General features: G+C 66.6%; 13 protein-coding genes and 1 pseudogene. 8 read left to right on the top strand and 6 right to left on the bottom strand.

Annotated features, from left to right (window positions below; genetic code table 11):
• Window positions 1-60: 60 nt before the first annotated feature.
• The 3 genes and pseudogenes from LB310_RS06210 to LB310_RS06220 all read right to left on the bottom strand — a co-directional run.
• A pseudogene (locus LB310_RS06210) lies at window positions 61-363 on the bottom strand (response regulator); the annotation flags it as partial.
• Window positions 360-3,257: a sensor histidine kinase KdpD gene (locus LB310_RS06215; protein WP_301154745.1), complete on the bottom strand. Its 2,898-nt coding sequence runs from the start codon at window positions 3,255-3,257 to the stop codon at window positions 360-362. The pseudogene LB310_RS06210 and the gene LB310_RS06215, both read right to left, overlap by 4 nt.
• A 129-nt stretch (window positions 3,258-3,386) precedes the next feature.
• Complete coding sequence (locus LB310_RS06220) at window positions 3,387-3,515, bottom strand: hypothetical protein (protein ID WP_264465275.1); 129 nt, start codon at window positions 3,513-3,515, stop codon at window positions 3,387-3,389.
• A gap of 150 nt (window positions 3,516-3,665) precedes the next feature.
• Between LB310_RS06220 and LB310_RS06225 the strand changes: the two genes are divergently transcribed.
• The 4 genes from LB310_RS06225 to LB310_RS06240 all read left to right on the top strand — a co-directional run bounded on the left by LB310_RS06225 (window position 3,666) and on the right by LB310_RS06240 (window position 5,914).
• Complete coding sequence (locus LB310_RS06225) at window positions 3,666-4,403, top strand: TlyA family RNA methyltransferase (protein ID WP_087190281.1); 738 nt, start codon at window positions 3,666-3,668, stop codon at window positions 4,401-4,403.
• A 188-nt stretch (window positions 4,404-4,591) separates the two neighbouring features.
• The gene (locus LB310_RS06230) at window positions 4,592-4,957 is read left to right on the top strand and encodes a YccF domain-containing protein (protein WP_096227282.1); all 366 of its coding nucleotides are present in this window, start codon (window positions 4,592-4,594) and stop codon (window positions 4,955-4,957) included.
• Window positions 4,958-5,141: 184 nt separating this feature from the next.
• Entirely contained in the window at window positions 5,142-5,462 is a 321-nt protein-coding gene (locus tag LB310_RS06235; protein WP_087190087.1) for a type II toxin-antitoxin system RelB/DinJ family antitoxin, read from the top strand.
• The gene (locus tag LB310_RS06240; RefSeq protein ID WP_087190086.1) at window positions 5,459-5,914 is read left to right on the top strand and encodes a PIN domain-containing protein; all 456 of its coding nucleotides are present in this window, start codon (window positions 5,459-5,461) and stop codon (window positions 5,912-5,914) included. The genes LB310_RS06235 and LB310_RS06240 overlap by 4 nt, the downstream gene beginning before the upstream one ends.
• Window positions 5,915-6,029: 115 nt before the next feature.
• Here LB310_RS06240 and LB310_RS06245 read toward each other — a convergent pair whose 3' ends face one another.
• On the bottom strand, window positions 6,030-7,394 hold the full coding sequence (locus tag LB310_RS06245; RefSeq protein ID WP_087190085.1) for a PFL family protein: 1,365 nt from the start codon (window positions 7,392-7,394) through the stop codon (window positions 6,030-6,032).
• Window positions 7,395-7,662: 268 nt separating this feature from the next.
• Entirely contained in the window at window positions 7,663-8,634 is a 972-nt protein-coding gene (locus tag LB310_RS06250) for a biotin--[acetyl-CoA-carboxylase] ligase (protein WP_224767874.1), read from the bottom strand.
• A gap of 550 nt (window positions 8,635-9,184) precedes the next feature.
• On the opposite strand from LB310_RS06250, the gene LB310_RS06255 reads away from it, so the two are divergent.
• From LB310_RS06255 to LB310_RS06265, 3 genes are all read left to right on the top strand, one after another.
• Window positions 9,185-9,904, top strand: a complete 720-nt coding sequence (locus tag LB310_RS06255) for a TetR/AcrR family transcriptional regulator (RefSeq protein ID WP_224767873.1) — start codon at window positions 9,185-9,187, stop codon at window positions 9,902-9,904.
• A gap of 60 nt (window positions 9,905-9,964) precedes the next feature.
• Complete coding sequence (locus tag LB310_RS06260; RefSeq protein ID WP_238386262.1) at window positions 9,965-14,791, top strand: 2-hydroxyacyl-CoA dehydratase; 4,827 nt, start codon at window positions 9,965-9,967, stop codon at window positions 14,789-14,791.
• Window positions 14,792-14,909: 118 nt separating this feature from the next.
• Window positions 14,910-15,380, top strand: coding sequence for a LytR C-terminal domain-containing protein (locus LB310_RS06265; protein WP_123649912.1), 471 nt, complete (start codon window positions 14,910-14,912; stop codon window positions 15,378-15,380).
• A gap of 308 nt (window positions 15,381-15,688) precedes the next feature.
• Here LB310_RS06265 and LB310_RS06270 read toward each other — a convergent pair whose 3' ends face one another.
• Window positions 15,689-16,225: a TetR/AcrR family transcriptional regulator gene (locus LB310_RS06270; protein ID WP_157007559.1), complete on the bottom strand. Its 537-nt coding sequence runs from the start codon at window positions 16,223-16,225 to the stop codon at window positions 15,689-15,691.
• A gap of 216 nt (window positions 16,226-16,441) precedes the next feature.
• Between LB310_RS06270 and LB310_RS06275 the strand changes: the two genes are divergently transcribed.
• A complete protein-coding gene (locus tag LB310_RS06275; protein WP_087192018.1) occupies window positions 16,442-17,206 on the top strand; it encodes an EFR1 family ferrodoxin in 765 nt (254 codons plus the stop codon).
• Window positions 17,207-17,242: the final 36 nt, after the last annotated feature.

Consider the following 17,242-nt stretch of genomic DNA (forward strand, 5'->3'; position numbering starts at 1 on the left):
CAGCCGCGCCAGCAGCTCCTCCACCGAGAACGGCTTGATGAGGTAGTCGTCGGCGCCGGCGTCCAGCGCGGCCACCTTGTCGGCGTCCTCGGTGCGTGCGGACACCACGATGATGGGGGTGTGCGACCACGTGCGCACCTGGCGGATGAGGTCGATGCCGTCGGCGTCTGGCAGCCCCAGGTCGAGGATGATCACGTCGGGGTTCTTCGTGGTGGCCTCCAGCAGGGCCGCTCCTCCCGTGCTCGCTTCGAGCAGGCGGTAGCCCTGCACCTTGAGCGCCGTGGCGATGAGGCTCTTCACGGCGCTGTCATCCTCCACTATGAGGATGGTGAAGGCTCCGCGGCCTTCGGCTGCATCGGTCATGCGCCTCCTCCTTCGTCGTCCGGGGTGCGGGTTGTCTCGGGCGGCCTCGCGGCATCCGCTGCGGGACGGCCCTCTGTCGCGGCCGTCGCACGTTGCTCGGCCTCCGCGTGGTTCGCCTCGTATTCTACCGCAGGCAGCGTGAACGTGATGACGGTGCCTGGACGGTCGGGAGAGGTGCGCTCGCTCTCGGGGAGCGCGTCGACGGCGATGGTGCCCCCGTGTATCTCCACGATGGACTTGCACAGGGCCAGTCCGAGGCCCATGCCGCGTCGCGCATCGCTGCCCACGTTCTTCCCCTTGTAGAACATCGTGAATATCTCGGTGCGGTCGGCCGGCGCGATGCCGGGGCCGTCGTCGGCCACGGACACGGCCACGAGCCCCGCAGTGCCCGGGCGCTGCCCGCGGCCTGCGCGCCGCGCCGATACGGTAATGCGCGAGCCTTCCGGCGTGTAGGTGACGGCGTTGTTCACCAGGTTGATGATGACCTGCATGATAAGGCGCCCGTCCATCTGGGCCATGAGCAGCGGGTCGTCCACCTGCACGCGCAATTCGTGCAGCGCGGCCTTGCGGTTCAGGTGGTGGAGGGCCTCGCGGACCACGTCTTCCACCAGCTCCGGCTCCGTTTTGAGCGCCATGGTGCCGTTGTCCAGCCGCGTGACCACCAGCAGGTTCTCCACGAGGTTCACGAGCCACAGCGCGTCCTCGTAGATGTCGGTGTAGATGGCGCGCTTCTTGTCGTCGGAGAGCGCGTCGGCGCTCGAGAGCAGGATCGACGCGTCGCCGGAGATGCTGGTGAGCGGCGTGCGCAGGTCGTGCGAGATGCTGCGCAGCAAATTCGCGCGCAGGCTTTCCTGCTCGGCTTTCAGGCGGATGCGGTGCGCGTCCTCGGCCGACCGCTCGCGCTCCACGGCCTGGCCGCACTCGTCCAGCATGACCAGCAGCAGGTTCTTCTCGAACGCGTCCAGGTCCTCGTCGGCCAGCACGATGCCGGCCACGCCCACCACGGTGTCCTTGCCGCGTATGGGCAGGTAGAGGCACCGTGCGTTCATGAGCGTGCCCGTTCCCGTGCCGGCGCGCTTGTTGTTGCCGGCCACCCAGGCGGCCACGGCGCGTTCGTCGTCGCTCACCAGCGACGTCATGGTCACGTCCTCGTCAGGGTTGCCCGAGGAGAACAGGCTGGGGTCGAGCAGCCGGCCGCTGGGGGATACCTGGTAGATGACGACGGTGGTGCGCAGCAGCTTGATGACCTGCTCGGCCGTGGTGGACAGGATGCTGTCCACGCCGTTGGCCTCCTGCAGGCGGTGTTCCGTTTCCAGCAGCACCTCGGTACGATAGGCCTTGCGGGCGTTCATCTGGGCCTCGCGGCGCGTGCGGATGGTGAGCGACGACACCACGGCGGACGTGACGAACAAAAACGCGAACGTGAACGGGTAGTTCAGTCCGTAGGCCGTCAAGGTGAAGCGCGGCGTTTGGAAGAAGTAGTTGAACAGGATGACGGCCAGCGGCGAGGCCACGATGCTGTAGAAGAAGCTGTCGGCCTTGAGCGAACCTAGCAGCACCGCCACGAGGTAGACGGCCAGGATGGTGCTGCCGGCGAGCCCGGCCTCGTGGAACGCGAGCCCGAGCACCGTGGCGCCCAGCAGAGCCAAGAACGCGGCGGCGAAGTCGGTGCGCGTGGGCTTGAAGCGCGTGGCCAGGCGCGGGCCGGACGTGGGGCGGGCCTCGTGGCGGTCGGCGATGACCACGACGTCGGCCGTGCAGGACAGCTTCGCCAGGCGACTTCCCACGGACTCACGCGGGAACAGGTTGGGCAGTGCGCGCTTGCGCTGGTTCTCGGACGAGCCGATGACGATTTTCGAGATGGTGCCCGAGAGCGCGTACTGGGCGATCTGGAGAGCCAGATCGCCGCCGTAAACGGTCACGACGTGCGCGCCCAGCTCCTCGGCCAGCTCCACGTTCGCGTGCAGCGCCCGGGCGTCTTCCTCGGAGAGCTTCTGGTCGTCGACGGGCTCCATCACCAGCGCCGTGAGCGTGCCGCGGTAGGCGGCGGCCAGGCGCGCCGCGGCGCGAATGACGGTGGCGTTGCCGGCGGAGGGGCTCACGTGCACGAGCACGTCATCGCCGGCGTCGCCCGCTGCGCGCCCCAGACCGCGCTCGAGGTTGCGGTTCAGGCGGTCGGCCGTGCGGCGCAGCGCCAGTTCGCGCAGGTAGGCGAGGTTCTTCTTTGAGAAGAAGTTCGCGAGCGCCGTCTCGGCGCGCTCGGCGCCGTAGATCTTGCCGCCCTCCAGACGCTCAAGGAGGTTGTCGGGGTCCAGGTCCACCAGCTCAACCGATGAGGCATAATCGAAGATGCGGTCGGGGATGCGCTCCTGTACCACCACCTCGGTGGTGGCGGACACCTTGTCGTTCAGGCTTTCCAGGTGCTGCACGTTCACGGTGGTGAACACGTCGATGCCCGCGTGCAACAGCTCCTCAACGTCGCGGTAGCGTTTGGCGTGGCGGCTGCCGGGGGCGTTCGTGTGGGCCAGCTCGTCCACGAGGATGAGGCCGGGCTTGCGCGCGAGCGCCGCGTCCACGTCGAACTCGCGCAGCGAGATGCCCTTGTACGGCATCTCGCGTACGGGCAGTTGCTCGAGGCCGTCCAGCAGGGCGAGCGTATCGGGGCGCGTATGCGGCTCGATGTAGCCCACCACCACGTCGCGTCCGTGGTCCTTCGCCACATGGGCCGCCTCCAACATGGCGTAGGTCTTGCCCACGCCGGCTGCATAGCCGAAGAATATCTTGAGGCGACCGCGCTGCTCGTTATCGCATGCACATGCGCCCGCATCTGCCGAAATAGCCCGCAGCAGCTTGTCGGGGTTCGGCCGAATCGGTTCTGTCGAGGATGTCTCCATAGCGGGCCCATCATACGCCAGTGCCTATGAGCGCGGCATTAAGGTCATGGTTCTGGCATTAAGAAAGCATGAAGATCGTGCGGTAGCGCGCTTCGGGCGGCGCGCCGCTCTGCTGCAGCACGCCGCCCGCTACCAGGGAAGCCTGATGCGCCATGTGCGGCCGGCGCGCTCGACCAACAGCAGGAACGAGACGAACGCTCCCGCTCCCGCAAGCGCTGCAATGCCCAGCAGCGCGAAGAGCAGATCCAGTGCCGACATCGCGAACTCCTTTCCCCAGTGCGCGCGTACAGCTTAGCCAAGGGGGCGTTAAGGCGCGTTGAAGAAGCTGGCGCCGGCGATTAAGATCGCGTTAAGGAGCGCTGCGCGCCTGTCCGCGACGGGGCGGCCGCATGCGCTATACTGATGCCCATGAAGAAGACGAGACTCGATACGCTGCTCGTTGAGCAGGGCTATTTCCCCGATGCGGATGCCGCGCTGCGCGCTGTGCTGGCGCACGAGGTGAAGGTGGACGACGTGTACGCCTCGAGCGCTGCCCTGAAGGTGGCGCCCGATGCCGAGATCGTGGTGCGCGGGCGGCGGCGGTTCGTGTCGCGTGGCGGCCACAAGCTGCAGGGCGCGCTCGACGCGTACGGGCAGGATGTGTCCGGCTTGCGCTGCATCGACATCGGCTCGTCCACGGGCGGCTTCACCGACTGCCTGCTGCAGGCCGGGGCGGCCAGCGTGGCCTGCGTCGACGTTAACTACGGACAGCTGGCGTGGTCGCTTAGGCAGGATGCGCGCGTGACCGTGTTCGAGCGCACGAACATCAAGCTGGCCGACCCCGCCGCGCTCGGCGCGCCGTTCGACGTGCTCGTGGCCGACTTGAGCTTCATCGGCCTGGCGCAGCTCGCGCCCGTGTTCGCGCGGCTCTCCCGGGAGGGGAGCGTGTTCCTGGGACTGGTGAAGCCGCAGTTCGAGTCGCGCCCCGGCGAGACGGAGGGCGGCGTGGTGCGCGACGAGGCCGTGCGCGGGCGCGTGGTCGAGGAGGTGCGCGCGGCCCTGGAGGACGCCGGTTTCCACACGACCGGCGTGGTGGAGTCGCCCATCACCGGCCCCGAGGGCAACGTGGAGTACCTTGTGCGCGCAGTGTACAAGAGGAGCGCCTGACCGCCCCGCACCCCGCACCCCGCACCCCGCACCCCGCACCCCGCACCCCGCACCCCGCACCCCGCACCCCGCACCCCGCACCCCGCACCCCGCACCCTCGTGCTCATTGCTTATGATGCGGTAACGGTTTCCCCTTCGGGCGCCCTGGTGTGCCATACTCGCTGGACGACAGGGGGAAAGGACAAGATATGAGCGTGCTCGGCAATATACTGTGGTTCGTCTTCGCGGGGCTTTGGCAGGGTGTGAGCTGGATCCTCGTCGGCGCACTGTGGTGCATCACCATCGTGGGTATCCCGGTGGGCACGCAGTGCTTCAAGATGGCCGGGCTCGCGTTCTTCCCGTTCGGCAAGGAGGTCGAGTACGGCGGCGGAGCCGGCTCCGCCATCCTCAACGTGCTCTGGTTCGTTTTCGGCGGCGTCTTCCTCGCCCTCGAGGCCCTGATCAACGGCGTGCTGCTCTGCATCACCATCATCGGCATCCCCTTCGGCCTCCAATGCTTCAAGCAGGCGAAGCTCGCGCTGCTGCCCTTCGGCGCCGTCGTGCGGGGAAAGTAGCGCGCCCGCTCATCGTCCCCGCTCCTCTTCCCCTCTTGCTTTTTGGCACTGCGTCTTTGCTCTCTGCCGTCCGCTCCCTGCTTTCTTTCCGCCGGCTTCTTGCGCTGCCGCATTGATTCCGAAATTGTCTTGCCTGCATTCCTGCCGTCCGTTATAATGTTGTACGTACAACAAAGGAGGTAGCATGGCCGACGCAATGGTGACGGCGCGCATGTCGTCGGAGAAAAAAGAGGCGGGCAACCGCATACTCGAGCAGATGGGCACGAACGCCTCGCAAGCGGTGAACCGTCTGTACGACTACGTGATAGAGAAGCGCGAGCTGCCGTTTTTCGATCGGGAAGAAAGGAGGCGCTATACGCAGGAGGAAATCGCCGAAGCGATCGCCTGGGTCGACGGCCTTTCCCAGAAAAGGACCACGGGACGCTTTTCAGATATGACCGTTAAGGAGGCAAAACGGGAGCGCTTGATTGCCAAGGGGCTCATGCAGCCAGGTGGCGATCGATGAGGCTTTTCGTCGACACGAACATTATCTTAGACTACCTCGACGAACGCCCCGGATACGTCGGGCCCGCCCGCAAGCTCATGATTCTGGGCTTCTTGCATGAGTTCGATCTGTGGATGAGCGCCTCCCAAACAACGGATCTGTTCTATTTGCTCACAAACGGAGGTCGAGCTTCCGAGGCAACGGAAGTAAAGAGAACCATGCAACGCGCCCGACAATTCATCCGAGTTTGTTCTCTCAACGAGGCCGATGTCGATGCTGCGCTCGACTCGACGTGGAACGACTTCGAGGATGCGTGCGTTTACCAGTGCGCGCTCAAGCTGAAGGCGGACGCCATCATCACGCGCAATCGGAAAGACTTCGAGAAATCATCCATCAGGGTATTAGATTGCGAGGAGCTGTTCGATTACCTAGCGGAAGAGAAAGGGCTCGTCTACGAAGAAATACCGTTCTGAAGGCTCCGCTCCTGGGCCGTGCACCTAAGGGTTGTCATACCGCAATGGTCATGGTGCAATGCTGGGAGGCGATCCGCGGTTGTCGCCTCCCAAGAAACAGGGAACCGGTTACGCCCTAGTTCTTCAGCGAGTTGAGCGGCGCGGGCATGCGGCCGCCGCGGTGGGCGAACACGCTGCCGGCGTATTGGTTGACCGGCATGACCGGCGCGTAGCCCAGCAGGCCGCCGAAGTCGAGGCGGTCGCCCACGGTCTTGCCGATGGCGGGGATGAGGCGCACGGCGGTGGTCTTGCAGTTGATCATGCCGATGGCGCACTCGTCGGCGATGATGCCGAAGATGGTCTCCACGGACGTGTCGCCGGGCACGGCGATCATGTCCAGGCCCACCGAGCACACGCAGGTCATGGCCTCCAGCTTCTCGAGCGACAGCGCGCCGTCCTCGGCTGCGCGAATCATGCCGGCGTCCTCGGACACGGGAATGAACGCGCCCGACAGGCCGCCGACGGACGACGACGCCATGACGCCGCCCTTCTTCACCGCGTCGTTGAGCATGGCGAGCGCCGCCGTGGTGCCGGGTCCGCCGCACTGGCCCACGCCGATGGCCTCGAGGATCTCGGCCACCGAGTCGCCCTCGGCCGGGGTGGGGGCCAGCGACAAGTCGAGGATGCCCTGCTGCACGCCCAGGCGCTTCGACGCCTCGCGGGCCATGAGCTCGCCGGCGCGCGTGATCTTGAACGCCGTGGCCTTGATGGCTTCGGCCACGCTCGTCAGATCGGCGTCCTTGGGCAGGTCGGCCAGCACGGCGCGCACCACGCCGGGCCCCGACACGCCCACGTTCACCACGGCGTCGGCCTCGCCCGAGCCGTGGAACGCGCCGGCCATGAAGGGGTTGTCCTCCACGGCGTTGCAGAACACCACGAGCTTGCCGGCGCCGATGCACTGGCGGTCGGCCGTGGCCTCGGCCGTCGCCTTCACGATGCCGGCCATCTTGAGCACGGCGTCCATGTTGATGCCCGCGCGCGTGGAGCCCACGTTCACACTCGAGCACACGTTGTCGGTGACGGAGAGCGCGTGAGGGATGGAGTCCATGAGCTTGTGGTCGGCGGCTGACGCACCTTTGTGCACGAGCGCGCTGAAGCCGCCCACGAAGTCCACGCCCACCTCCTTCCCGGCGCGGTCCATAGCCACGGCGATAGGCGTGAGGTCGGTCGCGTCGGTGGCGGCGCAGATCTCGGCGATGGGCGTGACGGAGATGCGCTTGTTCACGATGGGGATGCCGTACTCGCGCTCCAGCTGCTCGGCCGTGGGCACCAGTTGCTCGGCGGCCGAGGTCATGCGGTCGTACACCTTGCGCGCCATGACGTCGATGTCGGCGTCCGTGCAGCCTCTCAGGTTCAGCCCCAGCGTGATGGTGCGGATGTCGAGGTGCTGCTTGCTCACCATGGCAAGCGTTTCGGCGATTTCGGCAGGCGTGATCTGCATGGCCCCGTCTTTCTCTCTGGCGTGCTCGGAATGCGTGCCGAACCAGTCTAGCAAACCGCGCGTGCGGCGGCGGCACCGTTCGTTCGATTCCGAGGTTTCTTCTCACGAGGAATGCGAAAAAAGAACGGACGTCTCATATGGAACATCGCAGCGAGATTGCAGGAGCCGGTGATGGGGCGGCGAAGGCGCAACGGGCGCACGTCGGCTCGACGCGAGAGAGGGGGTCGGGGGCGGGTGCGAAAAGAGGGGAAGGCTGGGCGGAAGGAGGCTAGGCGGGGCCGGTGCTCACCTCGCCGTAGGGCAGCTCGCGGCGCGTCTTGTCGGGCAGCTCCACCACCAGCTTGAAGTCCTCGGTCAGGTCGACGGCGCGGGCACGCACGCGCGAGCCGTTGCGCGCCACGACGATGGGCTGGCCCAGCAGGAAGCACCGACGGCGGTACTCGTCGTAGAACGAGCGGTGGGGAAGGCTCTCGTAGAGGCTCCAAAAGCGCGCCAGCATCTCGGCGGCCAGCTGGCTGCGCAGCGCGCCGACGGCCTCGTCGCACACGGCACCGGCCACGTCGGCGATCTCGCTGGGGAAACCGGAGGCAGGCACCCGCACGTTCACGCCCATGCCGAGCACGGCGTGCTCGAAGCGTCCCGACTCCATGTCCACTATGCCCTCGGTGAGGATGCCTGCCACCTTGCGGCCACGGCAGAAGATGTCGTTCACCCACTTGATGAGGGCCTCCTCGTCGGTGACGGCCTCGATGGCCTGCGCGCACGCCACGGCAGCCGCGCAGGTGAGGTACTGGGCGGCGTCGGCCTGCAGCCGGGGGCGCAGCACCACGCTCAGGTACACGCCCGCGCCGGCGGGGGAGTAGAACGTCTTGCCCAGCCGCCCCCTTCCGGCCGTCTGTTCCTCGGCCACCACGACCACGCCCTCGGGCGCGCCCTCGAGCGCCCGGCGCCGCGCTTCGGCGTTTGTGGAGTCCACACTCTTGCGCACCGTTATATCGAACGGATGCCCGTCCGGAAGGAATCGCTCGATGCTGGCCGGCGACAGCAGGTCGTTCTCCTGCGCCAAGCGATATCCCCGGTTCGTGGCCGCCTCAACAACGTACCCTTCCGCCCGCAGCGCCTCAACGGCCTTCCATACCGCGTTGCGGGTCACCCCCAGCTCCTCTGCCAGCCATGCTCCCGACACATGCCGGTCCCGCTGGCACTCCAGCATCCGCAGTACGAGCTCTTTGGTTCCCATCGCGCGCCTCCCTCGTTCGTCCGCTTCCATCCTAGAAGTGCGGTTCCCACGCTGTCAACGTGTATGATAAAGAAAGGTGACAATGAGAAGTGCGCAACCGCTCTTTTATGAGATACGAATCGAAAAATGGAACGAATGTTTCACGTGAAACATCAGGCTTATGCTCTGCGCAATGAAAGATTCGCGCGGAGTCCGGTCCGGCCTTCAATTCGTGGGATGAAGCGTTTATGCGGAATGAAAAATCCATGTCCCGAAAAAGCAGAAGCAGAAGCAGATGCAGAAGGGGGAGGGGGCTCTGCGCATCGGCTTCGCCGGCGGTCTTTTCCAGCGGCTTTTTCCGGTTGATTTTTCGTCTGCCGGCTTGGGGTCTCCGGTTACGGTCGGATTTGGGTGGGGAAAGTCCGGGAATCGGGGAGCGGCGTTGAAATTCTGCGGTTATCCTCGTACAATGGGCGCTATTGAACAAGTTGTCTATTATTGGCCGAAATGTTCAAAAGCGTGTAATTCGCCTGTTCGACCTGCCGGTATCGGTTGAAACGAAGGGAGCCGCATGACGACGGCTGTTGCTGGAAAAATGGCTCGGGGCACCGCGAAATCGGTCGCGCCGGTCGCGGTCGCGCCCGTTCCCGCTGCTGCGAAGCCGGACGATGGCTCCCGTTCCGTTCCCGCGTGCTGCGAGGACCGGCGGATCACGCGGTCGAAGCGGGCGCTGCGCGACGCGCTCATCGAGCTCATGGAGGAGCGCGGCTTCGACGGCTTCACGGTGAACGACCTGTGCGTCCGGGCCGACCTGAACCGCGGGACGTTCTACAACCATTACCACGACAAGGAGGCGCTGCTCGCCGCGTTCGAAGGCGAGATCATGCACGACCTCGAGCGCTTCCAAGTCCAGATGCAGGACCTTACGGTGCGCAGCCTTATGACGTACCGTGCGCGCAAGAAGCCACTGCCGTTTCTCGTGGAGCTGTTCGACTACCTGCGCGAGCAGGGCGACTTCCTGCACGCGGTGCTCGGCCCCGGTGGCGATGTGCGCTTCGGCCCGCGCCTGCGCGACTCGGTGTGCGCCAACCTCGTGCAGTCCATCCTGCACGAGCGCTACCGCAACGATCCCACGCCGTTCGTCGGCTACTACGTGGCGTTCTTCGCCTCGGCGTACCTGGGCGTGATCGAGCGGTGGATCGAGACGGGTATGCAGGAGAGCTCGGAGGAGATGGCGTTGATCGCCATGCGGCTGTTCTTCATCAAGCCGGGCGAATCGATCAAACTGTAGCGCCTCGAAGCGCAAGCCGAGGAGGCGGACTCTGTGAAGGAACCTATGAAGGAGAGCGTCATGGCGAACGAGCCCATGGACACCAACGAAGAGCAGGCAGGGCGCGTGGAGGCCCGGAACGAGGCTGCCGGCCAAGGGTTGGCGGGTGGAGACGGCGCGGAAGGGCCGGCTGAGACGGCGGCTGAAGGCGCTGCCGTGGAGCCCGTCCCGCTGCATATCGGCATCGACGTGGGGTCCACCACGGTGAAGCTGGCCATCCTCGATGCAGCGAACGACGTGAAGTTCTCCGTCTATCGCCGCCACCACGCCGACGTGCGTGCCACCATCGTGGAAGTGCTCTCGGAGGCCGCAGCCGACTTCGGCGACAAGCGCATGACCATCGCCATCACGGGCTCGGGCGGCCTGCTGCTCGCCCAGTGGCTGGGCATCGAGTTCGTGCAGGAGGTCATCGCGTCCAAGACGGCGGTGGAAACCTTCATCCCCGCCACCGACGTGGCCATCGAGCTGGGCGGCGAGGACGCGAAGATCATCTACTTCGACCAGGGCATCGAACAGCGCATGAACGGCACGTGCGCCGGCGGCACGGGCGCCTTCATCGACCAGATGGCCGCGCTCTTGAACACCGATGCCGGCGGCCTGAACGTGCTGGCGCAGGGCGCGACCACGCTGTACCCCATCGCCAGCCGCTGCGGCGTGTTCGCCAAGACCGACGTGCAGCCGCTCATCAACGAGGGCGCGCGCAAGGAGGACATCGCCGCGTCCATCTTCCAGTCGGTGGTGACGCAGACCATCAGCGGCCTGGCGTGCGGCCGCCCCATCCGCGGCCACGTGGCGTTTCTCGGCGGCCCGCTGCAGTACCTCCCCGAGCTGCGCAAGCGCTTCTACGAGACGCTGGAGCTGGACGACGAGCACATCGTCGTGCCCGACAACGCCCACCTGTTCGTGGCCAGCGGCTGCGCCATCGCCGGCGCGGCCAGCGAGACGACGCGTGCCGAGCTTCTGGGCGACGTGCTCGACCGCCTGAAGAGCCTCGGCGACATCCAAGGCTCCGAGGTGGTGCGCCTGCCCCCGCTGTTCGCCAGCGAGGACGAGTACGCCCAGTTCAAGAGCCGCCATGACGGCGAACGCGTGCGCCGCGGCGAGCTCATGGACTACGAGGGCACGGCCTACCTTGGCATCGACGCCGGCTCCACCACGTTCAAGGCCGCGCTCATCGGCGAGGACGGCGCGCTTCTGTGGTCGCATTACGCCAGCAACAAGGGCGACGTGCTGGGCTGCGCCCGCACGGCGCTCACGAACCTGTACAACGCCATGCCGGTGAACGCCGACACCGGCGAGCCGCTTGTTCGCATCGGCCACGCCACGGTGACGGGCTACGGCGAGCACCTGCTGCTGGAGGCGCTGCGCGTGGACTCCGGCGAGATCGAGACGGTGGCGCACCTGCGCGGTGCGCAGGAGATGCTGCCGGGCGTGGAGTTCATCCTGGACATCGGCGGCCAGGACATGAAGTGCCTGCGCGTGAAGGACGGCGTCATCGACCACATCATGCTCAACGAGGCGTGCAGCTCGGGCTGCGGCAGCTTCATCGAGAGCTTCGCCACGGGCCTCAACCTGGACGTGGCCGAGTTCGCGCAGACGGCCGTGAGCGCCGAGCGCCCCGTCGACCTGGGCAGCCGCTGCACCGTGTTCATGAACAGCCGCGTGAAGCAGGCGCAGAAGGAAGGCGCCACCGTGGGCGACATCGCCGCGGGCCTTGCCATCTCAGTCATCAAGAACGCGCTGTTCAAGGTCATAAAGATCCGCGACCCGCACGACGTGGGCACGAAGGTCATCGTGCAGGGCGGCACGTTCCTGAACGACGCCGTGCTGCGCGCGTTCGAGCAGCTGTCCGAGGTCCAGGCCGTGCGCCCCGACATCGCCGGCAACATGGGCGCGTTCGGCGCCGCGTTGCTCGCTCGCGACCGCTGCCACGAGGCCATGGCGCTCGAGGCGCGCAAGGCCAAGGCGGGGGCGGCGTGGAGCTCCGAGAACGACGAGCTGGCCGCGCCCGCCGCGGTGTGCTCGACCCTGCTCTCGCTCGAGCAGCTGGCGGCCCTCTCTCCCACGCACAAGACCGTGCGCTGCAAGGCGTGCTCGAACCACTGCCTGCTCACCGTCAACGACTTCGGCGTGGACGACGTCACCGGCAAGCACCGCCGCTTCATCACGGGCAACCGCTGCGAGAAGGGCGCGGGCACGTTCGACGAGGCCAAGGCCGCCGTGCCGAACCTTTACGAGTACAAGAGCCAGCGCCTGTTCGGCTACGAGCCGCTGCCCGCCGACCGGGCGACGCGCGGCAGCGTGGGCATCCCGCGCGCGCTCAACCAGTACGAGAACTACCCGTTCTGGTTCACGTTCTTCACGAAGCTGGGCTTCCGCGTGGTGCTGTCCGACCCGTCCACGAAGAAGACCTACGAGGCGGGCATCGAGTCCATGCCGTCCGAGAGCGTGTGCTACCCGGCCAAGCTTTCCCACGGCCACATCATGAACCTGCTGGACAAGCATCCCGACTTCATCTGGTTCCCGTGCAGCAAGTGGGAGCGCCAGGAGGACGAGGGCGCGGGCAACCACTTCAACTGCCCCATCGTGGCCAGCTACCCCGAGGCGCTGCGCCTCAACATCGACGAGCTGCGCACGTCCGACGTGAAGCTGCTCACCCCGTGGCTGCCCTACGACCAGAAGGAGCACCTCAAGAAGCGCCTGTTCGTGGAGCTGGTGGAGGCGCACCCCGAGCTCATGGGCACGGCGGGCGCGCCCACGCAGGCCGAGGTGGACGCCGCCGTGGACGCCGCGTGGGCCGAGGACGAGGCCTTCAAGCGCGACATCCGTGCGAAGGGCGAGGAGGCGCTCGTCTGGATGGAGGCCACGGGCACGCACGGCATCGTGCTGGCGGGCCGCCCCTACCACAACGACCCGGAGATCAACCACGCTATCCCCGAGCTCTTGACCAGCTTCGGCCTGGCGGTGCTCACCGAGGACTCCATCGCGCACCTCGGCACGTTGGAGCGTCCCATCCGCCTCGTGGACCAGTGGATGTACCATACGCGGCTGTACGCGGCGGCGAAGGTAGCCACCGAGCGGCGCGACCTCGACCTCGTGCAGCTGAACAGCTTCGGCTGCGGCCTCGACGCGCTCACCACCGACCAGGTGCAGGAGATCCTCGAGCGCGCGGGCAAGGTGTACACCGTGCTGAAGATCGACGAGGTGTCGAACCTGGGAGCGGCGCGCATCCGCGTGCGCTCGCTCTTGGCGGCGCTCAAGGACCAGGCCGACGAGCAGGCCGACGCCGAGCGCATGCCGCGCGGCTGCCCGGCGCTCAGCATCGACCCCGAGAAGTTTGCCGCCACGCCCGAAGCTGCCGTCCAGGCAAAGTCCGGCCAGGCCGAGGCCGTAATCGCACGCGAGCTGACCGGCGCAACCCCCGAGACGTTCACCCAAAAGGCGGCGCCCGAGGTCATCGCGCGCTTCAAGCAGCGCGAGGGCGCCACTACCGAGTTCCCGCGCGCGGTGTTCACCGAGGAGATGAAGGAGGCCGGCTACACCATCCTGTGCCCGCAGATGGCGCCCATCCACTTCGAGCTGCTGGTGAAGATCTTCCACCGCAACGGCTACAACCTGGAGCTGCTGCCGTCGGTGGACCACGGCGCGGTGGACGCGGGCCTCAAGTACGTGAACAACGACATATGCTACCCGTCCATCCTGGTCACCGGCCAGATCATGGAGGCCGTCATGTCGGGACGCTACGACACCGACAAGCTGGCCGTCATCATCACGCAGACGGGCGGCGGTTGCCGCGCCACGAACTACATCTCGCTCATCCGCAAGGCGCTCGCAGCCGTGGGCCTGCCGCACATTCCGGTGATCGCGCTGTCGTTCAAGGACCTGGGCGAGAGCAACCCGGGCTTCAAGGTGACGCCGAGCATGCTCCTGCAGGCCGCGTACTCCATCTTCTACGGCGACCTGCTCATGATGGCGCTGTACCGCACGCGCCCCTACGAGGCGGAGCCGGGCAGCGCGAACCGCCTGTTCGACCACTGGATGTCCGTGTGCCAGGACCAGCTCATGCGCGGGCTCAAGCGCCGCGAGTTCAAGGACACGGTGCGCCGCATCGTGGAGGACTTCGACACGTTGCCGCTGGTCGGCGAGGGCACGAAGCCGCGCGTGGGCGTGGTGGGCGAGATCCTCGTGAAGTTCCACCCTACGGCGAACAACCAGATCGTGGACGTTATCGAGCGCGAGGGTTGCGAGGCCGTGGTGCCGGGCCTGGCCGAGTTCTTCCTGTTCGGCATCGCGGGCGGCATCTTCCAGAAAGACCCGCTCGGGCGTTCGGCGAAGGGGGCGCTGGGCAGCCGTATCGGGCTCTGGGCCATCGCGAAGCTGCGCGCGCCCGTGACGCGCGCGCTCAAGGCTTCGAGCCGCTTCGAGCCGCCGGCCGACATCTACGAGCTGGCCGAGTATGCGAGCGAGATCCTCAGCTTGTGCAACTCGATGGGCGAGGGCTGGCTGCTCACGGCCGAGATGGTGGAGCTCATCCGCACCGGCGCGCCCAACGTGGTGTGCACGCAGCCGTTCGCGTGCCTGCCGAACCACGTGGTGGGCAAGGCCGTCATCAAGGAGCTGCGCCGCCGCTACCCGGACAGCAACATCGTGGCCGTGGACTACGATCCCGGCGCGTCGGAGGTGAACCAGCTCAACCGCATCAAGCTGATGATCAGCGTGGCGAAGGCGAACCTGGCCGAGAAGGAGGCCGAGGCGGAGGCGGCGCGCGACCGGTTCGTGGACGCCGCCCGCCCGCACGCAACCCAAGAGGACGCCGGCGAGCTGGAGATCGAGACCGAGAAAGCGTAATGCCGAGGGGCCGCCGCCGAAACGCCGCGGCCCATTCGCCGAATTCGGGGGGGGGGGGGGCTTCATGCGCCGTATCCTGTATACTCGGGAGAAAAGCTTCGCGGGGAAGGCGGCGCATATGCGGAGGATCGAAGCGTTGGCGGCCATGGCGGCATGCGCATGCCTGTGCGCGGCACTTTCTGGATGCGCCGTGAAGGAGCCTGCGGCCCAGGAGGAGGCGGATCCGGCTCCGCAGGCGGCCGTTCAGCCGACCCCCGATTTCAAGGAGTCCGCGTCCGGCGACCCTCGGCTGCGCGAGGGCAAGGAGGAAGTTACCGTGCTCGTGCTCAACGCGAGCAGCGCGGAGGGAGCGGCGCGCAAGGCTGCCGAGAAAATCGAGGCGCTCGGCTTCGAGCACGTCACGACTGGCAACGCCTCGTATTATCAGACCGGGAACCGGGTTTCGTATCACCACGAGGAGCATCGCGCGGAGGTGGACGAGGTCGCGGCGCTGTTCGACTCGCTTCCGCCCTACGATCCCTATTGCTACGAAGATGCGAAGAGCGGCGGCTGGAGCATGGACTACGACATTCTCGTCATGGTGGGCTGACCGTCAGCTGCGGACGACACGGTCAACTGTTCTCAGGGAAGAGGACCGTCGGCGCAAAGCGTCACTATTGTCGCCGTGCGGGCGCGCAGCCGGTGCGGAGGGACTTCGCGGATTCGCAGGCTTCCAGTCACCGTTTTGACAGCTGTGAAGCTTTTCGGCGGGAAACAGGCGTTTGGCGCTCTTCACGACCTGCGTAAACGCGGAGAAGATGACTGCCTGGCTGCCGAAATCGAGCTCCAAGCGAACGAAAAGACTTCAGAGCGGTTAAAACGGTGACTTCGAGCCCTGCTTTTCGCGTAGCGACTTAGTCAGCTGTGGCGAACAACTCCGTCTACTAGTCCCATGAACGCGTCGGCCATCGCCTCGGGCGACTCCCTCGCGCCGCTCTCGAGCCAGCAGAGCAACACGTTGTAGAACGCGCCCGCGTAGAAGTACACCTCGTAGCGCGCGGGCGAGCTCAGGGGCATGTCGCCCCACGCGGCTATCTCGCAGTCGGTGACGAGGTCGAGCAGCGACGTGGCGGCCTTCGCGCGGTGGAAGGCCAGCACGAGCTTCGCGTTCTCCCGGTAGAAGCGAAACTTGTACTCCACGAGCGCGCGGTCGCGGAAGCCCTCGCGGCCCTCCGGCTTGCCCGCATGGTAGCGCTCGGTGACCTGGCGGATGCCGTAGTCCACCAGCTCCTCCACCGAGGCGAAGTTGCGGTAGAACGACGCGCGCGCCACGCCGGCCTGCTCCACGAGCTCGGTGACCGTCACCTTCGACCAGTCCTTGCGGCCGGCGAACTCCACGAGCGCGGCCAGCAGCCGGTCTTTCACCTGCCGATTCGCGAGCTTCCTCTTGTCCATGAGACACATCCCCCCGTTTTGTCCCGTCGCGGCAGTTGACGGCATCGCGCAACATGATACAAAATGTATCATATCAGGTAGAGCAGGGCAACGGTTCTTCCCGATGCGCGTTGTCGCCCGAAAAACGCGGCTTTCGCTTCAAAATCGTGCTTTTCGGGCGACAACAGGGCTTAGCGAGGCGCATGCGAAGAACCGGTCAAAGAAGGGGAAGACGCCATGATCCTGTACTTCAGCGGCACGGGCAACAGCCGGTGGGCGGCGCGGCGGCTCGCCGACGCCTTGGGCGACGCCGAGGTCGTGTCCATCAACGATGCCTTGAAAGCGGACGAGGCGCCCACGCTGCGCTCGGAGCGGCCGATAGCGGTGGTGGCGCCGACGTACGCGTGGCGCCTGCCGCGCGTGGTGGACGCGTGGCTGCGCCGCGTGAGCTTCGAGGGCAACCGCGACGTCTACTTCGTGTTGACCTGCGGCGGCGCCGTGGGCAACGCGGCGAAGTACGCGCGAAGGCTCTGCCGGGTGGCGGGCCTGCGCTTTCGCGGCTTGGCCGAGGTGGTCATGCCGGAGAACTACGTCGCGCTCTACGACGTGCCCGACGAGGAGGAATGCCGCAAGCTGATGGCGCGGGCGGGGGAGCGCCTCGACCAGCTCGCGGCCCTCGTGCAGGCGGGCGTGCCGTTTCCCGAGGCGCCCCCGACCATGAAGGCGCGCTTCCGCAGCGGCCCGGTGAACGCCGCGTTCTACCCGGTGCTCGTGCACGACAAGGCGTTCGCCGCCTCGGACGCGTGCACGTCGTGCGGCCTGTGCGCCGCGCGCTGCCCGCTGAACAGCATCGTGCTCGAAGGGGGCCGGCCCGCCTGGAAGGGCGAGTGCACGCACTGCATGGCCTGCATCGGCGGCTGCCCGACCGAGGCCATCGAGTACGGCGAGAAGTCGAAGGGCCGCCGCCGCTACTACCTGGAAGAGGGCGCGGTCGCCTCGTAGGGCAAGAGTCTGCCCTTGCCGTTCAACAGCTAAGAC

Origin of the sequence: Gordonibacter sp. RACS_AR49, assembly GCF_030418435.1 — a bacterium.
Taxonomy (GTDB): Bacteria; Actinomycetota; Coriobacteriia; order Coriobacteriales; family Eggerthellaceae; genus Gordonibacter; species Gordonibacter urolithinfaciens.